The organism is Mucilaginibacter koreensis (assembly GCF_054783355.1).
The window spans coordinates 808,967-830,252 of record NZ_BAAGQS010000001.1 but is presented as its reverse complement, the minus strand read 5'-3'; the positions used below and the strand labels follow the sequence as shown (position 1 = coordinate 830,252).

Here is a 21,286-nt window from a genome sequence, read left to right as displayed (position 1 = left end):
TCAATTCCCGAGCCAAAGTTGCATTAATGAGATCAAACGGTCCATATCTACCGGCTTGGTAATGTAATCATTAGCGCCTGCAGCCATACATTTCTCCCTATCATCCTTCATGGCCTTGGCCGTTAAGGCTATTACCGGCAGCTTGGCCCATTTGCTTTGCTTACGGATGTGGCGTGTAGCTTCATAACCGTCCATTTTAGGCATCATTATATCCATCAGTACAATATCTACATCAGGGGTTTCATCCAGCTTGGTAATGGCCTCTTCCCCATCGTTGGCTATCTCTACCTTCAGGTCATACGTTTGCAGGGCGCTGCTTAGGGCAAAGATGTTGCGCATATCATCGTCTACAATCAGTACCTTCTTGTTTTTAAGGATATCTTTACGGTTGGTAACGCCAACTTTAGGTTTTGCCGCACCTGCATTACCTGCCGCCGGAGCCGGCTGCGGTGCCGGGCTGGTGCTGATTTTGTGCAGGAATAAATTTACCTCATCAATCAGCCTGTCGGCAGATTTATTGGTTTTCATCACCATAGCGTTGGCATATTGCATTAAGCGGCTTACAGCCGTTTTATCAAGCTCCATAGCGGTATTTACAATTACCGGCAGGGCAGCAAAACGGTCAACCTCTTTAATTTGGTCTAATAAATCCAACCCCGAGATATCGGGCAGATTTAAATCCAGAATCACGCACTGGTATTCATTTTTATTTAAAAGCTTCAATGCCTCATCACCGGTATAGGCTTGGTCAACGGTAATGCCTTGCTTTTGCATCAGGTCCTTAAGCGCCTGGCTTTGAGCTTCATGGTCTTCAACCAGCAATATCTGCTTAAACTCTGTGCCGCTCTGCTTCATGATATCGCCGAACAGTTTGTCCAATGTTTCGGTATTGATCGGCTTTTTCATAAAACTGATAGCCCCCTCTTTGCGTACCCGGTTTTCTGCCGCTTCACCGGCCGACATTAAATGTACCGGGATGTGCATGGTAGCTTCATCCTTTTTCAGCTCCTTTAATATCTGCCAGCCATCTTTACCGGGCAGCATAATATCAAGAATAACCGCATCGGGCATGTGCTGCTTTACAATCTCGGGGGCATTGGTACCCTCGCTTACCACTACCGATTGATAACCATGCTCGGAAGCGTAATCCTTTAAAATATCGGCGAAGTTTTTATCATCTTCTACAATTACCACCAGCGGCTCGCGGTTATCGTCGGGATTACGTATTACGGCTGATGCCGGTTTCAGGAAAGCAGGCTCCTGGTTGAAATTTTCAACAGTAGGTACATCTTCCTCAGTTTTGCCTGCATGTTCCATTTTCAATGGAATGGTAAGCGTAAACTCACTGCCTTGCTCCGGCTTGCTGCTAAGCGTTATTTTTCCGCCCAATAGTGCTGCAAGTTCGCGGCTGATGGACAAGCCCAGGCCAGTACCACCATATTTGCGGCTGGTAGAACCATCAGCTTGCTGGAAAGCTTCAAAAATCAGTTTCTGCTTGGCCTCCGGTATACCAATACCCGAATCCTTCACATGGAAGCTGATGGTATCTGGTTTATCGCCTGCGGTTACATTGACTGCAATGCTGCCCTGCTCAGGGGTAAATTTAAAGGCGTTTGATAACAGGTTTTTAATGACCTGCTCTACCCTTACTTTATCTGTATATATCGTTGAAGCTACGTCGGTAATACTATTGGTAAAATTGATTTTTTTGTTGCGGGCCATTTCAGCAAACAGCATTTCCACATCTTTAACAATTTCAGTCACCTTCACGGTCTCAAACTGCATATCCATCTTGCCCGATTCAATTTTGGACAGATCAAGGATATCATTAATCAGCGTGAGCAAATCATTACCGGCGTTAAAAATTACACTGGCGTATTTAATCTGGTCGTCGCTCAAATTATCGGTTTTGTTATCTTTCAGGATACGGGCCAGTACCAGGATACTGTTCAATGGCGTGCGCAACTCATGGCTCATGTTAGCCAAGAACTCCGATTTATAACGGCCTGTGGTTTCCAGTTCTGTAGCCTTTACCGTAATGGCAGCCCGCGCCTCTTCAATAGCCTGGTTTTTTTCTTCCAGCAGGCTGGCTTTTTCTTCCAGTTCGGCATTGATGGTGCGAAGTTCTTCCTGTTGTACACGCAGTTCTTCTTCAGAGGCTTGCAACATTTCGGTTTTGCTGAGCAATTCCTCATTGGTTACGCGCATTTCTTCTTGTTGCGCCTCCAGTTCTTCGGCCTGTTGCTGTACTTCCTCAAACAAATCGTGCATTATGGTGCGGGCCTGCGCAGTGTTAATGGCTACACCAATATCATTGGCCGTTGCATTAATATAATCGCGCTGTATTGGAGTAAGCTCTTGTTGAAAAGCCACCTCCATAACACCTTTCAACTTTTTATCGAAAAAGAAAGGCACAATCATAATCTCAGCCAGTTCCTGGCTGATGACCGAAGTTTGCAATTCCAGTTTCTCATTTAAACGGCCTTTAATAATTGCTGTTTGCTGATCTTTTGCAACCTGGCCTACCCAGCCTTCGCTTTGCTGTATGCGTTGTTTTACTTCACCTATGTTATGAAATGCATAGTAAGCATACAAATCCAGGTAATGCTCATCATCATTATACAAATAAATGGTTCCGGTTATGGCACCTGTATAGCGGCATATTTCGGTAAGTATATTGTTGGTGAGCTCTTTTTCACTTTGCTGTCCCTGCAATTTTTCATTTAAAGCGCCTGTACCGGTAAGCAGCCAGTTTTTGTTCTCATTTTCGCCTAATACTTGCTCTAACGAAGTATTGGCTTGCTTAATTTCTTCTTCAATGCGTTTTTGTTCGGCAAAGGTTTTCTGAATGTAAATGAAAAGGATGATGATGATAATCAAAAAGATTAGCGATCCGATTACAATGGTAGCAATGGTATAGGTTGATGCATCTTCGGTATGCGCTTTACGCTCTTTTAATAAATCGCTTTCATGCTGGTTAATCAGGTCAATATTACGCCTGATTCTGTCCATTTGAGCTTTTCCATTAAGCAGCATATTACGCTGCACCATATAAGCCAATCCATTAGCATTGTAAGTATCAATATTAGTTTTTAAAAGGACCAGTTGGGTATTAGTCAGCGTTTCCAGTGAATCAATATATCGCTGCTGAACCGGATTATCCTGTGTAAGGGTTTCTAAAGTGGTTAAGTTTTGGGTAATACGCGGAATAGCAGCATTGTAAGGATCTAAAAATGCCGGTTTGCCGGTAGCCGCATAACCACGCATACCTGTTTCTGCATCAATCAGGTATTGCAAAACGTTGTGTGATGCTTTGATGACCTGCTGACTATGATCTACCCATTTTTGATCATCCTGAAGCTGACTGATGCTGCGGTAAGAAAAAATACCGACTATGAATACCAGTACAATGGCAAAAGCAAAACCCGTCATTACCTGCTGACGGAAGGATAATTTAAACATTATAATTGTTTTACGAAGATATCAGATGTAAAAAGCATAGGCGCAAACCGCCCGACAGACAGTTGACGCCTATGCAAAAATATAATAATACCCTATATTTTAGCGTATTGTAGTTCTTTTAGTATCGAAAGTTGTAAGAACACTTAATAAAGCGCCTGAGAACAATACAAACCAGCCCCAAGAAAATTTCAGCTGCCTCGTCATATATCCGGCAACACCTTTAAAGGGTATAAAACTGAAAGTATTGTTCACTTTAAGCACCGCAGCAACGTATAATAAAATCACCAGGAGCAAACTTAAACGGGCTATCATTTTAGCCGATTTGGTACGCCCCATTACCACGGTAATGATCCCAGCTGCAGCAACCAGCAGCAATACAAAGCCGTAAGGTTTATTCAGCTGGTAAACATTCCAGTGCAATAACCTAAAGGGGCTGATGAGTGGGCAATACGTACCCGCAGCCAGGATAATAAAGCTTACAAAAGCAACAAAAGTTCTGGGGCGCATGGTACTTATTGTTGGGTGATTTCCATTTTATCGGCAAAGTGGGCGCAGTAATCACGCAGGTCTTCCACAATGTTTTTTTCGCCGGTGGCACGCAAAAAGCTGTCGCCCATGGTTTGCAGGGTTTCATAAAAGAAACGCTTCATTTCATCCACTGGCATGTCTTTGGTCCAAAGGTCAATCCGCAGGGTGTTACGGTAATTGTGATCCCACAGGGCCAGCATCATTGACTTCACCGGCAAGGCTTCCTTATTTTGCGAGTCGGTGGATTCCCACAGTATGTTTTGCGGAACGTTATTATCGTCTAATTCAATGGTCAGTTTTATTTCAGCAGTTTTCATTCAGTAATATTAAATCATTTATGGGCAGCCAACAGGTACAGAACGGCTGTAAACACAATAAAGCTCAGTTCAACTATCCAGAGGCGTTTAGTTTCGGTAAAAAAATAGCGGAAGGTGGCATCCAAGAAGAAGGCAGCAACAGCCAGCACTATATAAACAATGGCAATAGTACCACCCCACTGTAGGGTTTTGCTGCCTGCCACCAGCGATGCTTTGGTATACCAACTGACAAAAGCCATCACTACAAAAAATGCGGTGGCAAAGTTAAGTGGGGTAAGCTTTAATTTCATCTGTGCTTTTTAGAAAACGATTTTGAGTTTTTTGAATTGAATTTTCCTTTACCTCCGGTGGCAGGTTTCGCCTTTCCCTTGGTGGTGCTCTTCATGTTAGAAGCTTTCTTTTCATGAAAGGCGCCCTTAAATTCAGGGTTTTCTTTTCGTTTTTGCAGGTCAATCTCTTTGGCCTGGTCCTGCCGCTCTTCGTAAGGTGTTTCTTCTATAAACACAGTTTCGGGCATTGGGCAAACCGGGATGGGATTGCGTATCAGTTTCTCAATTTTATGAATACGATACTCTTCAGCAGGGTTACAGAAGGTAATGGCCACACCCGATTGAAAAGCCCGGCCGGTACGGCCTATGCGGTGTACATAATCTTCGATCACTACCGGCACATCAAAGTTGATGACGTGGCTTACGTTGCTTACGTCGATACCGCGTGAGGCCACATCTGTTGCTACCAGTATCTTAATTTCATCCGCTTTAAAAGCATTAATAGAATTGATACGGGTATTTTGCCCTTTGTTGGCATGTAAAACTTTTACCTGCTTATCATCATACCGCCTCACTAAAAACTTATATACGCTTTCTGCCGAGGCTCGGGTGATGCAGAAGATAATCAGTTTGGTAATACCCTGCTCCTCTTCATCAAGCAAGTATTTCAGCAGGTTGATTTTGGTTTTGATGTTGGGCACATAATACAAGCTCTGCTTAACGGTTTGCGCCGGAGTAGCCTGCGGCGTAACTTCCACCATGGTAGGGAACTCCAAAAAGTTGGCCGACAGCTGCTGCACTTTATCAGACATGGTAGCCGAGAACAGTAAATTTTGCCGTTTACGCGGCACAACTTCAAGTATGCGATTGATTTGCGGCATAAAACCCATATCCATCATCTTGTCGGCCTCGTCAAGCACCAGTACCTGTAGCGGCTTGGTAATAATGTGCCCGACCAGGTACAAATCCATAAAGCGGCCAGGTGTAGCTACAATAATATCTACCCCTTTTTTAATGGACTCGATTTGTGTTTTAGGCCCTAAACCACCGTACAATACCACAGTACGCAAATCTGTGTATTTGGCGTAAATGGCAATATTCTCTTGAATTTGCATGGCCAGCTCGCGGGTGGGCGCTATAATTAATGCACGGGCATGCTCGCCCTGCGCATATTTCAGCTTCATAATGAGCGGCAATACATAAGCGGCGGTTTTGCCCGTACCGGTTTGTGCAATGCCCATTACATCCTGCCCGTTTAACACCGGCGGTATGGCCTTTTGCTGTATAGGTGTAGGCTCGGCATAACCGGCATCGGCAATGGCATTCAGTACCTGCCGGTTAAATCCAAAATCATCAAAAGTAACTGCCATGGCGGCAAAGGTAAGATTTTTGTTTGGGAATGGACGGATGAGCGGGGAGCAAGGGAATTGAACACTGCTTAAGCAGTTCAATTATCGTCTTTGGTGAAAAAAAGTTTCAAATAGAACTTATAATCATCTATCAGCAATAATAAAGTTAAAAGCGTGTAGACCATTACATTGTATTTAACTTCAGGAAAATCAAAGCAAAAATCCATTACAGTAATATTGACACCCAAACCAAAAATCATCATGGTTCCTAATCGCTTTGTTAATTTCGGAAACATCAGCAGGCCGGCAAGAAGTTCGGTTACACCAATAAATTTTGCATAAAACTGCGAGTATCCGAAGAAATACCAAACCAGTGTAACAGGATCAATATCGTTGATATCACCGTGCAGATTCAGTTTAGCCAGTTGTATCCCCAAAAGCTTGACTACTCCGTAAACAATGAAAATTGTACCAAGTAATATACGTATGATGAAAGTGAGTTTTTTGTTGAATAACATTTTAGATCAATGTACAGGTAAGACAACTGACTACTAAACTAATTACAAAAATCTTTCACATTCACCCGATTAGAAATTGAATAACATCTATCGGCTTTAATTATTTATTTACTGTTAACTTTACCCCTATGTCTTCCATCCTGATTAAAGCAGCTACCATAGTTAACGAGAACCGCCAGTTTATAGGTGATGTATTAATAAAAGACGGTTTGATTGACCGTATTGATACCACTATTGATGCACATGCCGATCAAATCATCAACGCCGAAGGCCTGCACCTGTTGCCTGGTTGCATTGACGACCAGGTACATTTCCGCGAACCCGGCCTTACTTATAAAGGTGACATTTACACCGAATCTCGTGCAGCAGTAGCCGGCGGTATTACCTCATTTATGGAAATGCCGAATACAGTGCCTAACACACTTACGCAGGAACTATTAGAAGAAAAATATCAAATAGCGGCGCAAAAATCAGTAGCCAACTACTCTTTTTACATGGGTGCTTCTAATGACAATCTGGACGAAGTATTGAAAACTGATACACGGAATGTTTGTGGTATTAAGGTATTTATGGGCTCTTCAACCGGCAATATGCTGGTAGATAACCGGGAAACATTAGAAAAGCTTTTTGCACAATCGCCTATGCTGATTGCCACGCATTGTGAGGATGAAGCCACCATCCGCCGTAATTTAGCCCTTTACAAAGAGCGATATGGTGATGCGATACCAGTAAGCTGTCATCCCGAAATTCGGAGCGAAGAAGCTTGTTACCTTTCTTCTTATATGGCGGTTGAGCTGGCTAAGAAGCATAACACCCGTTTACACATCCTGCATATTTCTACCGCCAAAGAAACTTCGCTGTTTGAAGTAAAACTTCTGGCCGAAAAACGTATCACTGCCGAGGCTTGCGTACACCACCTGTGGTTCAATGATGCTGATTATGCTACCAAAGGCAATTTCATCAAATGGAACCCTGCCATTAAAACCGCGTATGATCAGCAAGGAATTTTGCAAGCCTTATTAGATGGACGTATTGATGTAATTGCTACCGACCATGCCCCGCATACTTTGCAGGAAAAAGAGCAGCCCTACTTGCAGGCTCCATCCGGCGGCCCATTGGTGCAACACGCTTTACCGGCCATGCTGGAACTCTATCATCAAAATAAAATTACCCTCGAACAAGTAGTTGAAAAAATGGCGCACAACGTAGCTATTTGTTTTCAGGTTGAAAAGCGGGGCTTCATCCGCGAAGGCTATTGGGCTGATTTAGTGCTGCTAGATTTGAACCACACCCAAACAGTTGAACGCAGTAACATCCGCTATAAATGCGGCTGGAGTCCGTTTGAGGGCACTGCGTTTTCGTCATCAGTTACTCATACTATAGTATCGGGTAATCTGGTTTACAGCAATCAACAGGTTATAGATACGCATACAGGTAAGCGAATGCAATTTGTGAGATAACCCAAGACTCAATTGTAAATTTAAAGTTAACAATGTAGCTATTAAAGCTAAATCTGTTACCTTAGGCGCATATGTTTAACCGCCGAAATTTTATCAAACTGTCTGCTGCCGGGGCTTCTTTCAGTGCCCTGGCCAAAACCACTTTTGCCAAATCTTTTTCGGGCTTACTGCCTGTGGCTGGCGGCCCCATTGTTATTTCTACCTGGGGCTTTGGCGTAGCTGCTAACCAAGGCGCATGGAAAGTGCTCAAAAATGGCGGCCGTGCGCTTGACGCTGTAGAAGCCGGTGTACGTGTAACTGAAAGCGATTTAAGTAATCATACAGTTGGTCCCGGCGGCTACCCCGACCGCGACGGGCATGTAACTTTGGATGCCTGCATTATGGATGAGTTTGGCAACTGCGGCTCCGTGGCAGCTATGGAGTTTATTGATCACCCCATATCGGTAGCCCGTTTGGTGATGGAAAAAACCCCACACGTAATGCTGGTGGGCGAAGGTGCCACACAGTTTGCCGTGCAGCAAGGATTTAAGGCACATAAATTATTAACGCCTGAATCTGAAAAAGCCTGGAAGGAATGGCTGAAGACGGCAAAATATGCGCCGATCATTAACATTGAAAACTCAAAGGGCATTCCCGGCAGCGAGTATAACCATGATACTATTGGTATGCTGGCGCTGGATGCAAAAGGTAACCTTTCGGGTGCCTGCACTACCAGCGGCATGGCCTGGAAAATGCGTGGCCGCGTGGGCGACAGTCCTATTATTGGGGCTGGCTTATATGTAGATAATGAAGTAGGCGGCGCTACCTCTACGGGTGTAGGCGAAGAAGTGATTCGTAACGTGGGCAGCTTTTTAGTGGTTGAACTGATGCGTCAGGGCTATAAACCAGAAGACGCCTGCCGCGAAGCCGTAAACCGCATTATTAAAAAGAAACCGGATACGGCTAAACAGATACAGGTAGGCTTTCTGGCTTTAAATAAAAAAGGTGAATACGGTGCTTATGCTATACAATCGGGCTTTAATTTTGCAGTTTGCAATCAGCAAAAGCAGGATTTACTGGTGAATGGCAAAAGTGCTTACCACGGTTAAACCTTACAACTTTTATACTCCAAACTTGTTTAGGGTATTGAATTCAACTCCTTATCACTATTATGATTACACTCGAAGTTTGTGCCAATTCGGTTAACTCTGCACTTGCCGCCCAGGCAGGCGGCGCTGTGCGGGTAGAGCTTTGCAATAACTTGCATGAGGGCGGTACTACGCCATCGCCCGGCCAGATTATCGTGGCAAGGCAATTACTCAATATTAAACAATATGTTTTGATCCGTCCGCGCGGTGGTGACTTTCTATATGGTGATATTGAACTGGAGATGATGCTGGCTGATATTGAGTTTTGCATTACTGCCGGATGTGATGGTATTGTAATTGGTGCATTGAATGCTGATGGTACTATTAATAAGGAAGCTTGCCGCCGGTTAATCGAACCCGCTTTGAAAGCCGGCCTGGGTGTTACCTTCCATCGTGCTTTTGACATGACGGCTGATATCTATCAAGCGCTTGATGATGTCATCGATTTGGGTTGTGAACGTGTTTTGACATCAGGCGGCAAAACCACTGCTATGGAAGGTGCCAGCGTGATCAATCATTTAGTACAACAAGCCGCAGGCCGCATCAGTATTATGCCGGGCGGCGGTATCAGCGAGCATAATGTGAACAGCCTGGTGCGCTTTACAGGGGTAAATGAAGTACATGCCTCAGCCCGCACCTACCGCAACAGTGCGATGCAATATCATAATACCCATATCATGATGGGTGGCCACGCCGGTGTTAACGAATATAAAATTGATGAAACTGATAGCGAACGGGTGAAACAATTAATTGAGTTGGCTAACTAGCCGGCTGCCGGGCATCAATGAAATCTTCCGCTATATCACCTTTTACCGCATATAGAAGTCTTCAGCAGTTAGTAAGAAAAGTTTATTATGAACTGCTCTTTGTCATGCTGAAGCACTCGAAGTATGGGCGTACAGGCTGCACACATGAGCGTTTCTGCATTCTACCCTTCGAGTGCCTCAGGGTGACAAGGGTAGGACTTAATATTAGGAAGAGACTTACCCTACTGTCGAAGTGACAACTTCAGTATATTTATCTCACTCAAAACGAAGTCAGCGGCACAATCAATGATATACGGTGATGATCGTACCCGCCGAACAAATCTTCGTCCAGCAAATAACTGTATCGCAGCCCAAAACTTACTGATGCCTGGTTGAACCATTTGGTATCAAAATATAACTCGGCACCTGCCGTACGGAAGTTAGCTTTTACAAACTGATTACGGTTGTTTTCATAAGAACCTCTGGTGGCATCAAAAAACAAGTTTGCCCTTACCCTGAGCAGGTAAATCAGGTTGGCAAAACCGGCGTCGGGGTACAGCAAAGGTAAGTGATAGTTCACCCCTACCTTGCTCATTTCATATAAATTTGCAGCGGTATAACCTCTGGAAAAAGGAAAGTTGTTGGTATAAATATTATTAGCATGATCTCGCCCCTGCCAGGCTGCGTTGATTACGAAGCTGTGATTGGCCGACAAGCCCGGAAAATAGAAATTACCGCTGGCCATAAACTGGCGGGCGTTGATACTGCTAATTGTACCCCGGTAATTCACTGTGATATTTTGTGCCCAATGCGGATATATGTTTTGCCGTGCCTGCTGCACCCGGTTGCTGAAGCTGATGGTATTGTCAGAATAAGTATATGAACCATAACGGAACAGCGCCTGATAGCGGCTGTCCACATCAAGCGCACTATATACTAAACTGCTTTCTAAGTTCAAGCCAGTAACAAACTGCCCTTTTGATAAGGTTAAGGGAATGATAACACCACCCTGAATTGACTTCTCGTTCCAATAGATATTTTGATTTAAGCGGGTGGAGAAGCCGCGGCGATCAAAAGTATAGCCGGCGCTGCCAAACACATAAGGGAACCAGGCACCGTAAGCAGCGCTAAAGCTGATTTTTTTGTATTGCTCGTTGCGGTTGTAAGTAAAATCCAGATTGGTAACAAACGTATTTAATATATTCTGCCCCTGTAGAGATACCGTATAATCCGGGTCATCAAAATACGGAATGAGGCTGTGAAAATTGAAAGGGTGCGTAAATTTAGGGTATTTCTTTTCGGGTAAGGCCTTGGTAAATGAGGTATCATCAGCTATGTGCGCTGCCGGATCGTTGCTTAGGTTAGTAATACCAAAATCAGTTAGCGGCTGCACGGAGTTTACTTTCTTCCATTTTATATCGCTTTGTTTCAAACTATGCAGTTGATAGCCCGCAACGCTGGGGCTTACCCATGCAATATCCTGGGCAGACACTGCGGGCTGATAATTACCTAATGAGGCTTCCAGAGAATCGTTGCTTAACTGATATAAATGTTTATCATTTATAGTCAAAGCATATAGGCGGTCATTATTACCTGCCGTAGCTGTAAAGTAAACAGTATCCCGCTTCACAACCGGAAAGGCAACAGGAGTAAATGCCGGTGTTGTTAACTCCTCTATGCTACCAGTATTGATATCAATAAGCGCCAGCATCATCTCGCCGGTTGGTTTACGCACAGCTGATACTACCTGTGTAGCATTATAAAATTTAGGGTACGTATAAATTACCTGCGTTGCATTTGGTATCTCTTTTAACAACCTGCCGGTTTCACCATTAAGCAAATGCAAATAACTTTTACCTGAAGGCCCAATTTTTACTGCTACTATGGTATCACCACCCAAACTATATGACGGTGCAAAATATTTGGTTTTGCGGGTAATGCGCCGCTGTTTTCCGGTGGCAACATCAATTTCAATCAGTTCATTATAATCACGGTTGCCCCAGCGCAGGTCGGGCCGGTAGCTGGTGTAAAGCAACCTACCATGCGCATAACTAAAATAGTCATCCAACACCACGTCACTAACCCGTATCGTACGCTCCTTGCCATCATAGTTAATTACAAACACCGGCCGGCTACGGTAAGTTGATTTTTTATAAATCAGTGTATGCGCATCGGCAAAAACAGGGTACTCCAGATTTGCCTCGAAATGCTTTTTGTTCAATGCTGCATTTGCACTTTGCTGAGCGGGGCTAACCAGTTGCTCCTTAAAATAATTAATACCCAAGGCAGTAAATTGCTTAAAGGTTTGCCCACTGTATTTTTTAACGGTATGTTGCAACGGAAAGAACGGACTTTCAAAAGAAGCGGCATCCTGCCCTACCCTGCCCCAAAAGTTGCTGCCATATTGTTCTCGCCCGTAAGCCACCAGCATATAACCTAAAGGATAATGATTGGGCACCACGTCACGGTATGATCCGTTGCGCAGTTTCATATAGCTGTAATCCTTACCAGCAGCCCAAAGGCTTCGAAAATCATTAAAAAAATAAGGCAGGCGGCCACGTCCCTGGCGGCTCACCAGGGTTTCGTTGTATACGGCGTCACCTTCAAACAACCAGTCGGGAACGGACAATGCACTACCCAAGGCCTGACCGCCTTCGCCAAAAACCAGGTGCAATGCGCGGGTGAGGCCCACATCAAAATTGTTGTATTGCTGTACATGCCTGAACTCGTGCATCGCCAGCTGCCCGGCAAAGGGCAGACTGCCCAACTCAAAACTATTTTGCTCCGGCGTTAAATAAAACTCACTTCTGAAGGGTGCTAAACCCACATACCCGTTACTTACCAGTGTCTGGTTCTGCAGCACAATGTTTACCAGCTTTTGTCGCTTGCCCAGAGTAGGCTTTACTACTGGATTGATGCGGTTAATAATATTGGCTACCTGGAAAGCTGTAGTATCAATCCCCTTCGGGAAAATAATGCGTGCCGAAGGCGTGTTTATCTGCTGCCACTTCACCGATGGCGGGTTACTGCCAAACTGCCCTTTAGCCTGTTTTGTAAATAAAAAAAACATCAGTAACAAGCTAAGGCAAAAACTGGAAGCAGAACGAACAGTGGATAACATTGGGGTGAAAATAACAATTGCCGGTCAGTAAACAAAGCGCTGTTCAATTCACACTGGCATGACACGTACTCAAGCAAAACTGTGTACTTTTGCCCTTTGTTAAATTTGCATCATGGCTAAAGTTTCCATTAACCTGGCTACAGGTTCGTTACAGAAGGAGGATATCATTGTAGGTATTGATTTAGGCACCACCAATTCTTTGGTGGCTTTCATCAATCCCGACAAGCAGGCACAGGTAATTAATGATACCGGTAAAGGTGTGCTGGTGCCTTCTGTAATACACTTTGGCTCTACCGGCGATGTAACTGTAGGTAACGATGCCCGCAACCTGCTGGTGACCGACCCGCGCAATACTGTGTTTTCAGTAAAGCGTCTGCTGGGCCGTTCCTATCATGATATTGCGGATTACAAAAACTTCTTTTCGTATAAAATTATTGACGATGATACCGAAAGCCTGGTAAAAATTAACGTTAACGATAAATTTTATACACCTATCGAGCTTTCGGCGCTGATATTAAAAGAACTGAAAGAGCGGGCTGAACATGCTTTGAAAACGCCGGTCACCCGTGCGGTAATCACTGTGCCGGCCTATTTTAATGATTCGCAACGCCAGGCTACACGTGATGCCGGTAAACTGGCCGGGCTGGATGTATTGCGTATTGTAAATGAACCCACCGCGGCAAGTTTGGCTTACGGCATTGGCTTAAACCCTGAAGAGAGCAAAACCATTGCGGTATATGATTTAGGCGGCGGTACTTTTGATGTTTCCATCCTGCAAATTCAGAATGGTATTTTTGAAGTACTGGCCACAAACGGTAACACGTTTTTAGGAGGTGATGATTTTGACCGCCTGATTGTCAATTACTGGATTGAGCAAAACCAAATTAACCCTGCCGACCTGGCCGAAAACCGGGAATTGGCTCAAACCCTGCGCCTGAAGGCTGAAGAAGCAAAAAAAGCTTTTGCACACCAAAGTTTATTTAACGAAAAGCAGGGCGACATTTGGTTTACCATTGACCGTAACACTTTTGAGCACCTCATTAGCCCCAAAGTACAGGAAACTATTAATGCCTGCCAAAATGCTTTAAACGATGCCGGCTTAACTGTTGCCAATATTGATGAAGTGGTAATGGTGGGTGGCTCCACCCGTACCGCATTGGTAAAACGCAAAGTAGCCGAATTCTTCGGGCGCGAAGTGCACGATGATGTGAATCCCGATGAAGTGGTAGCTTTGGGTGCTGCCATTCAGGCCGATGTACTGGCCGGCAACCGTAAAGATGTGCTGCTGCTGGATGTTACCCCCCTGTCATTAGGTATTGAAACCATGGGCGGACTGATGGATGTCATCATTCCGCGCAACTCTAAAGTACCCACCAAGGCCGGAAGGCAGTATACGACCTCTATTGACGGGCAGGTGAACATGAAAATATCTGTTTACCAGGGTGAGCGCGATTTGGTGAAAGAAAACCGCCGATTGGCCGAGTTTGAATTAAAAGGCATTCCGGCTATGCCTGCTGGCTTGCCTAAAGTAGATATTAATTTTTTGCTGAACGCCGATGGAATTTTAAAAATTCAAGCTATTGAACTGCGCTCGGGCGTGAAACAGGAGGTAGATGTAAAACCGGCTTATGGCATTACCGACGAGCAGGTAGAGCAAATGCTGATGGATAGCATTACCCACGCCAAGGATGACGTAGCCCAGCGTATGCTGATTGAGGCCCGCACCGAGGGAGAACAAATGGTATACACGGCAGAACGCTTTGTTGAAAAAAATAAAGATTTTCTGTCGATACCCGAAATTGCTGAAACGCAGCAATACATTAATGCCCTAAAGGAGGCATTAACCAGTGGCGAAAAAGATTTGATATTAAAGAAGGTAGACGAACTGAACAACTATACCCGCCCCTTTGCCGAGCGCGTAATGGATATGGCCATTGGCCAGGCCATGAAGGGAAAAAGCATAGAGTAGGCATTGCCGGTTTGCTGACTCTTTGTTAGCTTTGAGCATGACTAAACCTATACGATATTGCAGCATTACAGGGGTAATGCTGCTTTTTTGTTTAATGAGCTTATCTTCTGTGGCTCAAAACTTCAACTATGTTGCCGCCTCCAGAAGCGTGGTTAACAACAGAATGATGCAATTTCAAATGCGACAGATGATGAACAATACCATGGACCATCAGCATTGCCAGAGGTGATTATGAAGGTACTTTTGAGCCTAAACTAACCACAGACAGCTGTTGGATGTTTAAGGTGATTGACGGGGATATCAAGGTGTATTCAAACGCACTGGCGATTGTGGGAATACAAAAGCAGGATGGCCCCATTCAACCTTTTAGTTTAGTCAACCTGCAGGCTATGGTGCAGGATGACCCCAAAGCGGTTAAGTTTTTTGAAAAGAAAAATTACCTGAAGGCCATCACCAAATACAACAGCGATCATGAAAAGCCTGAGATTGCTACCAATCATGGCGGTTGAATCATGTGATATTTTAATAAACAATAAAGGGTGGCTCATGGAGCCACCCTTTATTGTTTCAACAGTTTATACTTTACTTACCTGCTGCCGCATTAATAGCTTCCTGCTCTTTTAAGCTGGCAATATTGTTACTACTGCTGAATTTATCAGTTTGCTCGGCAAAGCTGTCCAACAGGCCGGAGATAGCATCCAGGTTATCGGCTACGCGCTGGTGCATATCAGGCAAATCTTTTTCCAGGCGCTTGTCGCCCAAATCTATATTATCCACTTCTATCTTACCCAGTTTTTGAATAATAGCTTGCTGACTGTTGCGCAGGTCTTCTAACTCGTGCACAATCTTTTCCATTAAATCAAACTTTTTAATCTTGTCCATAACTTTTTAAGTTGTTGTTATATAAACAACTCCATAATTATTTTTTTGTTTAAATCTTGCTTTTAACAACTATAACTAATAATTTAGTTATATGAAAGGCATCTATCTCTGCTTCCTCTTTATTATTACAGCAATGGTCAGTCGGGCGCAGGTTGCACCTAAAGTTGACAATAGCAGGCTAATTGACTATTACCAAACGCAGCGTTATGCAGAAGCACTGACTTATCTTAAAAGCGTATACCCCGAACCGGTTACCGATGTGCAGGCTTTATCTCAACTGGCTTATTCTTCACGTATGTCGAACCACCTGAACGATGCTGATGTGTATTACCAGCGCATTTATAACAGCGACTCAACCAACATGGGAGCCTTATATAATTTGGCTTCTATTAATGTAAGACGAGGAAATGTAATAAAAGCCAAATTTTATTTCCAACAGATTGTGGCCAGAGATACTGTAAACTTTTTAGCCTACAAACAACTGGCTAAACTCAGCTTTGGCGAAAATGATATACCGAGATATATTACTTACCTGCAAAAAGCCAATAAGCTTGACCCTGCCGAGCCGGACGTGGCCTCAGACCTCAGCAACATTTATGTAAGCATGAATTTGTTGCCACAAGCCGAAAAAGTGCTGGGTACCGCTATCGCCGTCGATTCCTCTGATATTTCCATTTTACAGAGTTACATCAAGCTTACCTATGCTCAAAAAAAATGGAAAGAAACGCTGAAGACCTGTACTCAACTGGTACAATTGGGCGACCGCTCCAACAAAACGCTTACCCGCATGGGAGAATCTTATTACCACCTGAAGGATTATGCCTGTGGCGCCGAAACTTTAGTAAGCATGGGTGAAGAGCTGCAAACCGAAACCTCTTATTATTTTACAGCTATGTGCTATAAAAAGCTGAATGATAAGAATATGGCTATTAAGTATCTGTCAAAAACAATTGAGGAGAGCATCTCCCCTTCCATCACTACCTACTACGGTGAACTGGCCGGAACTTATCAAACGCAAAAAAAGTATCCTAAATCGGTAGCAGCCTATCAGCGCGGTTTAAGCTTTGATGCCGACCCGCTGTTGTACTATTCATTAGCCTCACTTTACGATGAAATGAAAGATAAAAGCAATGCTATTAAATATTACAAAAAGTATCTGGGTACCAAACCGGATGCAAAACAGCTTACTTATATAAATTTCACTAAAGGCAGGCTGGCGCAATTAACGAATTAAGAGGCAACAGACATCCCTAACTTTTAAAGGCAAAAGAAAATATACCGCTTACTGTTTGAGGTTACCTGTTCATCAGCCGGGCCACATACTTACCAATAATATCAAACTCCAGGTTCACAACAGATCCTTCGCGCACCTGCTGCAGGTTGGTATGCTCATAAGTGTAAGGAATAATCGCTACTGAAAAGCTGTTTGCATTTGAGTTAACTACGGTTAAACTGATGCCGTTAATACAAATAGAACCTTTTTCTACCGTAACGTTGCCACGGCTGGCATCATATTCAAAAGTATATTCCCAGCTGCCCTCCAGCTCGGTGTATTTGGTGCATACAGCAGTTTGATCTACGTGGCCCTGCACAATGTGTCCGTCTAAACGGGCATTCATTTGCATACAACGCTCCAGGTTTACCAGGGCGCCCACTTTCAGGTTGCCAATGTTGGTTTTGTTCAAGGTTTCCTCAATGGCAGTTACCGTATGCTGATTATTTTGCAAGCCCACCACCGTAAGGCATACCCCATTATGCGCTACCGACTGATCGATCTTTAATTCCCCGGCAATGGCCGATTCAACAGTAATATGCAAATTGCCCTGCTCTGACTGCAAATGGGTAACTTTTCCTAAAGTTTCAATAATTCCGGTAAACATATATAGTGTGGTATAAGTAGGATATAAATGTATGCCGCAAAACTAAAACTATTGATCGAAGTTTTCTTCATACCAACATCATAACCTGCATGCCCCGTTACAGCGCCGGAATTTTATTATACCGAATAATCAGCAGCCAAATCGAAGTTTTCCTGGTACACCCCGGCGGTCCTTATTTTAAAGATAAAGATGCCGGTGCCTGGACGGTGCCCAAAGGCGAATACCCGCCGGAGGAAGAACCATTAGCTGCCGCACAACGCGAATTTGCAGAAGAAACAGGCACTGTGATCACAGGCCAGTTTCGGCCGTTGACACCTATTAAGCAGAAAGGTGGAAAGGTAGTAAGCGCCTGGGCTGTTGAGGGTAATATTGATGCAGATACAGTAGTGAGCAATACCTTTAAAATGGAGTATCCTTATAAATCGGGCAGATGGATTAGTGTACCGGAGGTTGACCGGGCCGCCTGGTTTGATTTAGCTAATGCGCGCGAAAAAGTAAATCCGGCACAAGTAAATTTTTTGGATGAATTGGAGAAGATATTAAATTAGGCGCTCATTATATTTCCCATTTCGACTGCAATGGGAGATATTCTTCATTTTATTAAAGCTAATCCCCTTTATGTCATTGCCATGCGCGGCAACAGCACGCTATATAAAATAAAGATGCTTGGTGCCATTGCCTAGTCGTTCCTTCTCCTCGCCATAACAAATTTTGTGTACTTAAACTACTGACACCAACATGCCACTGCTGCGTGGTGCTGCGGGTGCTGCGCACTGCTTCAGGGTGCTGCGCCTGCTGCACCTGCTGCCCCCGCTGCACGCAGCACCTTGCAACAGGTGCAACAAGCTGTATATTTCATTTTAATTTATAAAGTTCTCCTTCTTTCAATCCAGTTACTATTTACAGCAGAATTTATACTGCTTATACTGGCTTGCTTCTTATTGCTTAATAATTGCTCGGCAATCAGCGCTGCAATAAACGCCTCATCTTCATGCTCCTCATTGAATACCTCGGGCGTAAAATATTTCTTTACAAAGTGCGTGTCAAACTGCCCGGAAGTAAAAGCCGGGTGCTGCATCACAAATTTACCAAAGCCCAAAGTGGTTTGAATACCGGTAATCTCATACTCCTCAATCGCCCGGGTCATTCGTTCAATGGCTTCTTCACGGTTATGCCCGTAGGTTACCAGTTTAGCAATCATAGGGTCATAATAGATAGGAATTTCCATGCCCTGTTCAAAGCCATCATCCACCCGAACGCCGGGGCCTTTAGGGGTTACGTAGGTTTGCAGGGTGCCAATGTCGGGTAAAAAGTTGTTGGCCGGGTCTTCGGCATATACCCGCAGCTCGATAGCATGGCCCTGTATGGTTAAATCTTCCTGTTTGAAACTAATAGCCTCACCTCTGGCAATTTTAATCTGTTCTTTCACTAAATCAATACCGGTAATGAGTTCCGTTACCGGGTGCTCTACCTGCAGGCGGGTATTCATTTCCAGAAAGTAATAATTCAGTTGCTCATCTAAAATAAATTCTACGGTACCAGCGCCGGTATAATTTACTGAGCGGGCCACATTCACCGCATCTTTACCCATTCGCTCTCGTATTTCGGCCGTTAACACTGACGAGGGGGCTTCTTCCACCACCTTCTGGTGCCGGCGCTGCACCGAGCATTCACGTTCGAACAGGTGCACAATATTGCCATGCGTATCGCCCAACACTTGTATTTCAATATGGCGGGGAGATGAAACGTAACGTTCGATAAATACAGAGCCATCGCCAAAAGCTGAAGTAGCTTCTGATACGGCTAATTGCATTTGCTCTTCAAAATCATCCGGCTGTTCTACAATGCGCATGCCTTTACCGCCACCGCCGGCAGCGGCTTTGATGAGGATGGGGAACCCCACTTCTATAGCCTTGCGTTTGGCTTCAGGCACATCAGTAATGGCCTTCTCTGTGCCCGGCACCATCGGTATCTGGTACTTCAGTGCAGCCGCTTTGGCCGACAGCTTATTGCCCATAATTTCCATCGCCTCTGGCGAAGGGCCGATTAGTATCAGGCCTGCCTCGCGTACCGCTTGGGCAAAGGCCGGATTCTCTGATAAAAACCCATAGCCCGGATGTATGGCCTCAGCGCCGGTTTTGCGGCAGGCCTCTATTATTTTATCGATTACGAGATAGGATTGACTGGAAGGCGCTTCACCAATAAATACCGCTTCGTCAGCATAACGTACGTGAAGGGCGTTACGGTCGGCGGCCGAATACACGGCTACGGTTTGTATACCCATCTCACGCGCCGAACGCATTACCCGAATTGCAATTTCGCCACGATTGGCTACCAGAATTTTTTTCATCGTGCACCAAAGTAATAAGATTTTGCAAGTTTTGATAACACAACAGCTTTGTTGGGCAATAATTGTACATTTATAACTCAACCTAACGCACATATGAAAACTGCAGTACAAACACCCGATCCAGTACTGGCTACGCCAGTTAAAAAACGAATTGATTCAATTGATGTACTACGTGGGTTAGTGATGGTGCTGATGGCCTTAGATCATACCCGGGATTTTTGCAGCCGCGATACATTTGACGCTTCCAATTTAACACAGGCCTCTACCCCTGCTTTTCTCACCCGATTTATTACCCACTTCTGTGCAGCCTGTTTTGTGTTTCTGGCCGGAACAGGAGCTTATCTGTTATTAAAGCGGGGGAAAACTAAAAGGCAGGCAGCGGAATTTTTAATTAGTCGCGGCCTGTGGCTTATTTTGCTTGAGTTTACGGTGCTTACCTTCGGCTTTACCTTGCAATTACCATTCACTTTCGGCTTTATGCAGGTGATATGGGCAATTGGTGTAAGCATGATTGTTTTAGCCGGACTTGTCTACCTGCCTATGCCTGTAATTGCAGCGTTTGCATTCATATTAATTGCCGGGCACAATTTGCTGGACGGAATAAGTACCGAATCATTACCTCAGGGTTGGCAGGTATGGTGGCAGTTATTACACAACGGCGGACGGACGCAAACCTGGTTCGGTATGAAACTTTGGATCATTTACCCGCTTATTCCCTGGGTGGGTGTAATGGCGGCAGGGTATTGTTTCGGAATAGTGTACAAAATGGATGCACAGCGCCGTCGTAAATTACTGCTAAGTATAGGCTCAGGTATGATACTGCTGTTTATTGTACTTCGTTCGGGCAATTTTTACGGCGATTCACGCTTTTGGCAACCGCAGGAAAATATGTTGCGCTCAACGTTATCCTTTATCAATGTACAAAAATATCCGCCCTCTTTATTGTATGTGCTGGTTACCCTCGGCCCGGCACTCATCTTTTTGGCCTTAGTTGAACCTATTCACAATAAGTTAACCCGGATAATGGTAGTGTTCGGGCGTGTACCTTTGTTCTATTACTTGCTGCACATTTACTTGTTGCGCATCTTTTCAGGAGCCTTGCTGCTGTACTCGCAAGCCTTGCATACACCGTATGGTGTAGGTTTGGGTATGGTGTATGTATTGTGGTTACTGGCGGTAATTATCTTATATTTTCCCTGCCGCTGGTTTATGCGCATAAGGGCTAAACGAAATGACTGGTGGTTAAGTTATTTGTAAACAACAAAACACCTGTAAAAATAGAGCCCCGGCATTAGGCCGGGGCTTTAT

Annotated in this window: 18 protein-coding genes; 8 read left to right on the top strand and 10 right to left on the bottom strand. The window is 44.4% G+C overall.

The genetic code is table 11. The features are described 5' to 3' along the window. The 6 genes from ACYVNW_RS03610 to ACYVNW_RS03585 all read right to left on the bottom strand — a co-directional run bounded on the left by ACYVNW_RS03610 (position 1) and on the right by ACYVNW_RS03585 (position 6,443). Complete coding sequence (locus tag ACYVNW_RS03610; protein ID WP_460678477.1) at positions 1-3,462, bottom strand: response regulator; 3,462 nt, start codon at positions 3,460-3,462, stop codon at positions 1-3. Positions 3,463-3,561: 99 nt separating this feature from the next. Beyond that, complete coding sequence (locus ACYVNW_RS03605) at positions 3,562-3,969, bottom strand: hypothetical protein (RefSeq protein ID WP_460678476.1); 408 nt, start codon at positions 3,967-3,969, stop codon at positions 3,562-3,564. Between the two features lie 5 nt (positions 3,970-3,974). Beyond that, positions 3,975-4,307, bottom strand: a complete 333-nt coding sequence (gene gldC / locus ACYVNW_RS03600; protein ID WP_460678475.1) for a gliding motility protein GldC — start codon at positions 4,305-4,307, stop codon at positions 3,975-3,977. Between the two features lie 14 nt (positions 4,308-4,321). Further along, positions 4,322-4,597 carry a hypothetical protein gene (locus tag ACYVNW_RS03595; RefSeq protein WP_460678474.1) on the bottom strand — a complete coding sequence of 92 codons (276 nt, stop codon included), beginning with the start codon at positions 4,595-4,597 and terminating at the stop codon, positions 4,322-4,324. After that, positions 4,594-5,946, bottom strand: coding sequence for a DEAD/DEAH box helicase (locus ACYVNW_RS03590; RefSeq protein WP_460678473.1), 1,353 nt, complete (start codon positions 5,944-5,946; stop codon positions 4,594-4,596). The genes ACYVNW_RS03595 and ACYVNW_RS03590 overlap by 4 nt, the downstream gene beginning before the upstream one ends. 77 nt (positions 5,947-6,023) lie before the next feature. Further along, positions 6,024-6,443 (bottom strand): DoxX family membrane protein, encoded by a 420-nt coding sequence (locus tag ACYVNW_RS03585; protein ID WP_460678472.1) that lies wholly within the window; start codon positions 6,441-6,443, stop codon positions 6,024-6,026. A 128-nt stretch (positions 6,444-6,571) separates the two neighbouring features. Between ACYVNW_RS03585 and ACYVNW_RS03580 the strand changes: the two genes are divergently transcribed. The 3 genes from ACYVNW_RS03580 (at position 6,572) to ACYVNW_RS03570 (ending at position 9,797) form a co-directional block, all read left to right on the top strand. After that, the gene (locus ACYVNW_RS03580) at positions 6,572-7,903 is read left to right on the top strand and encodes a dihydroorotase (protein WP_460678471.1); all 1,332 of its coding nucleotides are present in this window, start codon (positions 6,572-6,574) and stop codon (positions 7,901-7,903) included. Positions 7,904-7,974: 71 nt separating this feature from the next. After that, positions 7,975-8,991: a N(4)-(beta-N-acetylglucosaminyl)-L-asparaginase gene (locus ACYVNW_RS03575; RefSeq protein ID WP_460678470.1), complete on the top strand. Its 1,017-nt coding sequence runs from the start codon at positions 7,975-7,977 to the stop codon at positions 8,989-8,991. Positions 8,992-9,053: 62 nt separating this feature from the next. Beyond that, entirely contained in the window at positions 9,054-9,797 is a 744-nt protein-coding gene (locus ACYVNW_RS03570; RefSeq protein WP_460678469.1) for a copper homeostasis protein CutC, read from the top strand. A 259-nt stretch (positions 9,798-10,056) separates the two neighbouring features. Here ACYVNW_RS03570 and ACYVNW_RS03565 read toward each other — a convergent pair whose 3' ends face one another. Further along, positions 10,057-12,846, bottom strand: coding sequence for a TolB-like translocation protein (locus tag ACYVNW_RS03565; protein ID WP_460678468.1), 2,790 nt, complete (start codon positions 12,844-12,846; stop codon positions 10,057-10,059). 163 nt (positions 12,847-13,009) lie between these two features. On the opposite strand from ACYVNW_RS03565, the gene hscA reads away from it, so the two are divergent. Together hscA and ACYVNW_RS03555 are read left to right on the top strand one after the other, a co-directional pair. Beyond that, positions 13,010-14,866, top strand: a complete 1,857-nt coding sequence (gene hscA / locus ACYVNW_RS03560) for a Fe-S protein assembly chaperone HscA (protein ID WP_460678467.1) — start codon at positions 13,010-13,012, stop codon at positions 14,864-14,866. 275 nt (positions 14,867-15,141) lie between these two features. Continuing rightward, positions 15,142-15,375 (top strand): hypothetical protein, encoded by a 234-nt coding sequence (locus ACYVNW_RS03555; protein WP_460678466.1) that lies wholly within the window; start codon positions 15,142-15,144, stop codon positions 15,373-15,375. Positions 15,376-15,448: 73 nt separating this feature from the next. Here ACYVNW_RS03555 and ACYVNW_RS03550 read toward each other — a convergent pair whose 3' ends face one another. Beyond that, entirely contained in the window at positions 15,449-15,748 is a 300-nt protein-coding gene (locus ACYVNW_RS03550; protein WP_460678465.1) for a hypothetical protein, read from the bottom strand. A gap of 91 nt (positions 15,749-15,839) precedes the next feature. Here ACYVNW_RS03550 and ACYVNW_RS03545 point away from each other — a divergent pair, with 91 nt between their 5' ends. After that, a complete protein-coding gene (locus tag ACYVNW_RS03545; protein ID WP_460678464.1) occupies positions 15,840-16,982 on the top strand; it encodes a tetratricopeptide repeat protein in 1,143 nt (380 codons plus the stop codon). Between the two features lie 61 nt (positions 16,983-17,043). Here the strand turns inward: ACYVNW_RS03545 and ACYVNW_RS03540 are convergent, their stop codons facing one another. Beyond that, positions 17,044-17,628 (bottom strand): riboflavin synthase, encoded by a 585-nt coding sequence (locus ACYVNW_RS03540; RefSeq protein ID WP_460678463.1) that lies wholly within the window; start codon positions 17,626-17,628, stop codon positions 17,044-17,046. Positions 17,629-17,717: 89 nt separating this feature from the next. Between ACYVNW_RS03540 and ACYVNW_RS03535 the strand changes: the two genes are divergently transcribed. Further along, positions 17,718-18,176 carry an NUDIX domain-containing protein gene (locus ACYVNW_RS03535; RefSeq protein WP_460678462.1) on the top strand — a complete coding sequence of 153 codons (459 nt, stop codon included), beginning with the start codon at positions 17,718-17,720 and terminating at the stop codon, positions 18,174-18,176. A 317-nt stretch (positions 18,177-18,493) separates the two neighbouring features. On the opposite strand, the gene accC is transcribed toward ACYVNW_RS03535, so the two are convergent. Continuing rightward, a complete protein-coding gene (accC, locus tag ACYVNW_RS03530; protein ID WP_460678461.1) occupies positions 18,494-19,978 on the bottom strand; it encodes an acetyl-CoA carboxylase biotin carboxylase subunit in 1,485 nt (494 codons plus the stop codon). Positions 19,979-20,071: 93 nt separating this feature from the next. Between accC and ACYVNW_RS03525 the strand changes: the two genes are divergently transcribed. Beyond that, complete coding sequence (locus tag ACYVNW_RS03525; protein WP_460678460.1) at positions 20,072-21,235, top strand: DUF1624 domain-containing protein; 1,164 nt, start codon at positions 20,072-20,074, stop codon at positions 21,233-21,235. The last annotated feature ends 51 nt before the right edge of the window (positions 21,236-21,286 follow it).

Excerpts from the sequence above, each read along its gene's own strand:
- ACYVNW_RS03610 (WP_460678477.1), bottom strand. The coding sequence starts at position 3,462 with ATGTTTAAATTATCCTTCCGTCAGCAGGTAATGACGGGTTTTGCTTTT.
- ACYVNW_RS03605 (WP_460678476.1), bottom strand. The coding sequence starts at position 3,969 with ATGCGCCCCAGAACTTTTGTTGCTTTTGTAAGCTTTATTATCCTGGCT.
- gldC (WP_460678475.1), bottom strand. The coding sequence starts at position 4,307 with ATGAAAACTGCTGAAATAAAACTGACCATTGAATTAGACGATAATAAC.
- ACYVNW_RS03595 (WP_460678474.1), bottom strand. The coding sequence starts at position 4,597 with ATGAAATTAAAGCTTACCCCACTTAACTTTGCCACCGCATTTTTTGTA.
- ACYVNW_RS03590 (WP_460678473.1), bottom strand. The coding sequence starts at position 5,946 with ATGGCAGTTACTTTTGATGATTTTGGATTTAACCGGCAGGTACTGAAT.
- ACYVNW_RS03585 (WP_460678472.1), bottom strand. The coding sequence starts at position 6,443 with ATGTTATTCAACAAAAAACTCACTTTCATCATACGTATATTACTTGGT.
- ACYVNW_RS03580 (WP_460678471.1), top strand. The coding sequence starts at position 6,572 with ATGTCTTCCATCCTGATTAAAGCAGCTACCATAGTTAACGAGAACCGC.
- ACYVNW_RS03575 (WP_460678470.1), top strand. The coding sequence starts at position 7,975 with ATGTTTAACCGCCGAAATTTTATCAAACTGTCTGCTGCCGGGGCTTCT.
- ACYVNW_RS03570 (WP_460678469.1), top strand. The coding sequence starts at position 9,054 with ATGATTACACTCGAAGTTTGTGCCAATTCGGTTAACTCTGCACTTGCC.
- ACYVNW_RS03565 (WP_460678468.1), bottom strand. The coding sequence starts at position 12,846 with ATGTTTTTTTTATTTACAAAACAGGCTAAAGGGCAGTTTGGCAGTAAC.
- hscA (WP_460678467.1), top strand. The coding sequence starts at position 13,010 with ATGGCTAAAGTTTCCATTAACCTGGCTACAGGTTCGTTACAGAAGGAG.
- ACYVNW_RS03555 (WP_460678466.1), top strand. The coding sequence starts at position 15,142 with ATGTTTAAGGTGATTGACGGGGATATCAAGGTGTATTCAAACGCACTG.
- ACYVNW_RS03550 (WP_460678465.1), bottom strand. The coding sequence starts at position 15,748 with ATGGACAAGATTAAAAAGTTTGATTTAATGGAAAAGATTGTGCACGAG.
- ACYVNW_RS03545 (WP_460678464.1), top strand. The coding sequence starts at position 15,840 with ATGAAAGGCATCTATCTCTGCTTCCTCTTTATTATTACAGCAATGGTC.
- ACYVNW_RS03540 (WP_460678463.1), bottom strand. The coding sequence starts at position 17,628 with ATGTTTACCGGAATTATTGAAACTTTAGGAAAAGTTACCCATTTGCAG.
- ACYVNW_RS03535 (WP_460678462.1), top strand. The coding sequence starts at position 17,718 with ATGCCCCGTTACAGCGCCGGAATTTTATTATACCGAATAATCAGCAGC.
- accC (WP_460678461.1), bottom strand. The coding sequence starts at position 19,978 with ATGAAAAAAATTCTGGTAGCCAATCGTGGCGAAATTGCAATTCGGGTA.
- ACYVNW_RS03525 (WP_460678460.1), top strand. The coding sequence starts at position 20,072 with ATGAAAACTGCAGTACAAACACCCGATCCAGTACTGGCTACGCCAGTT.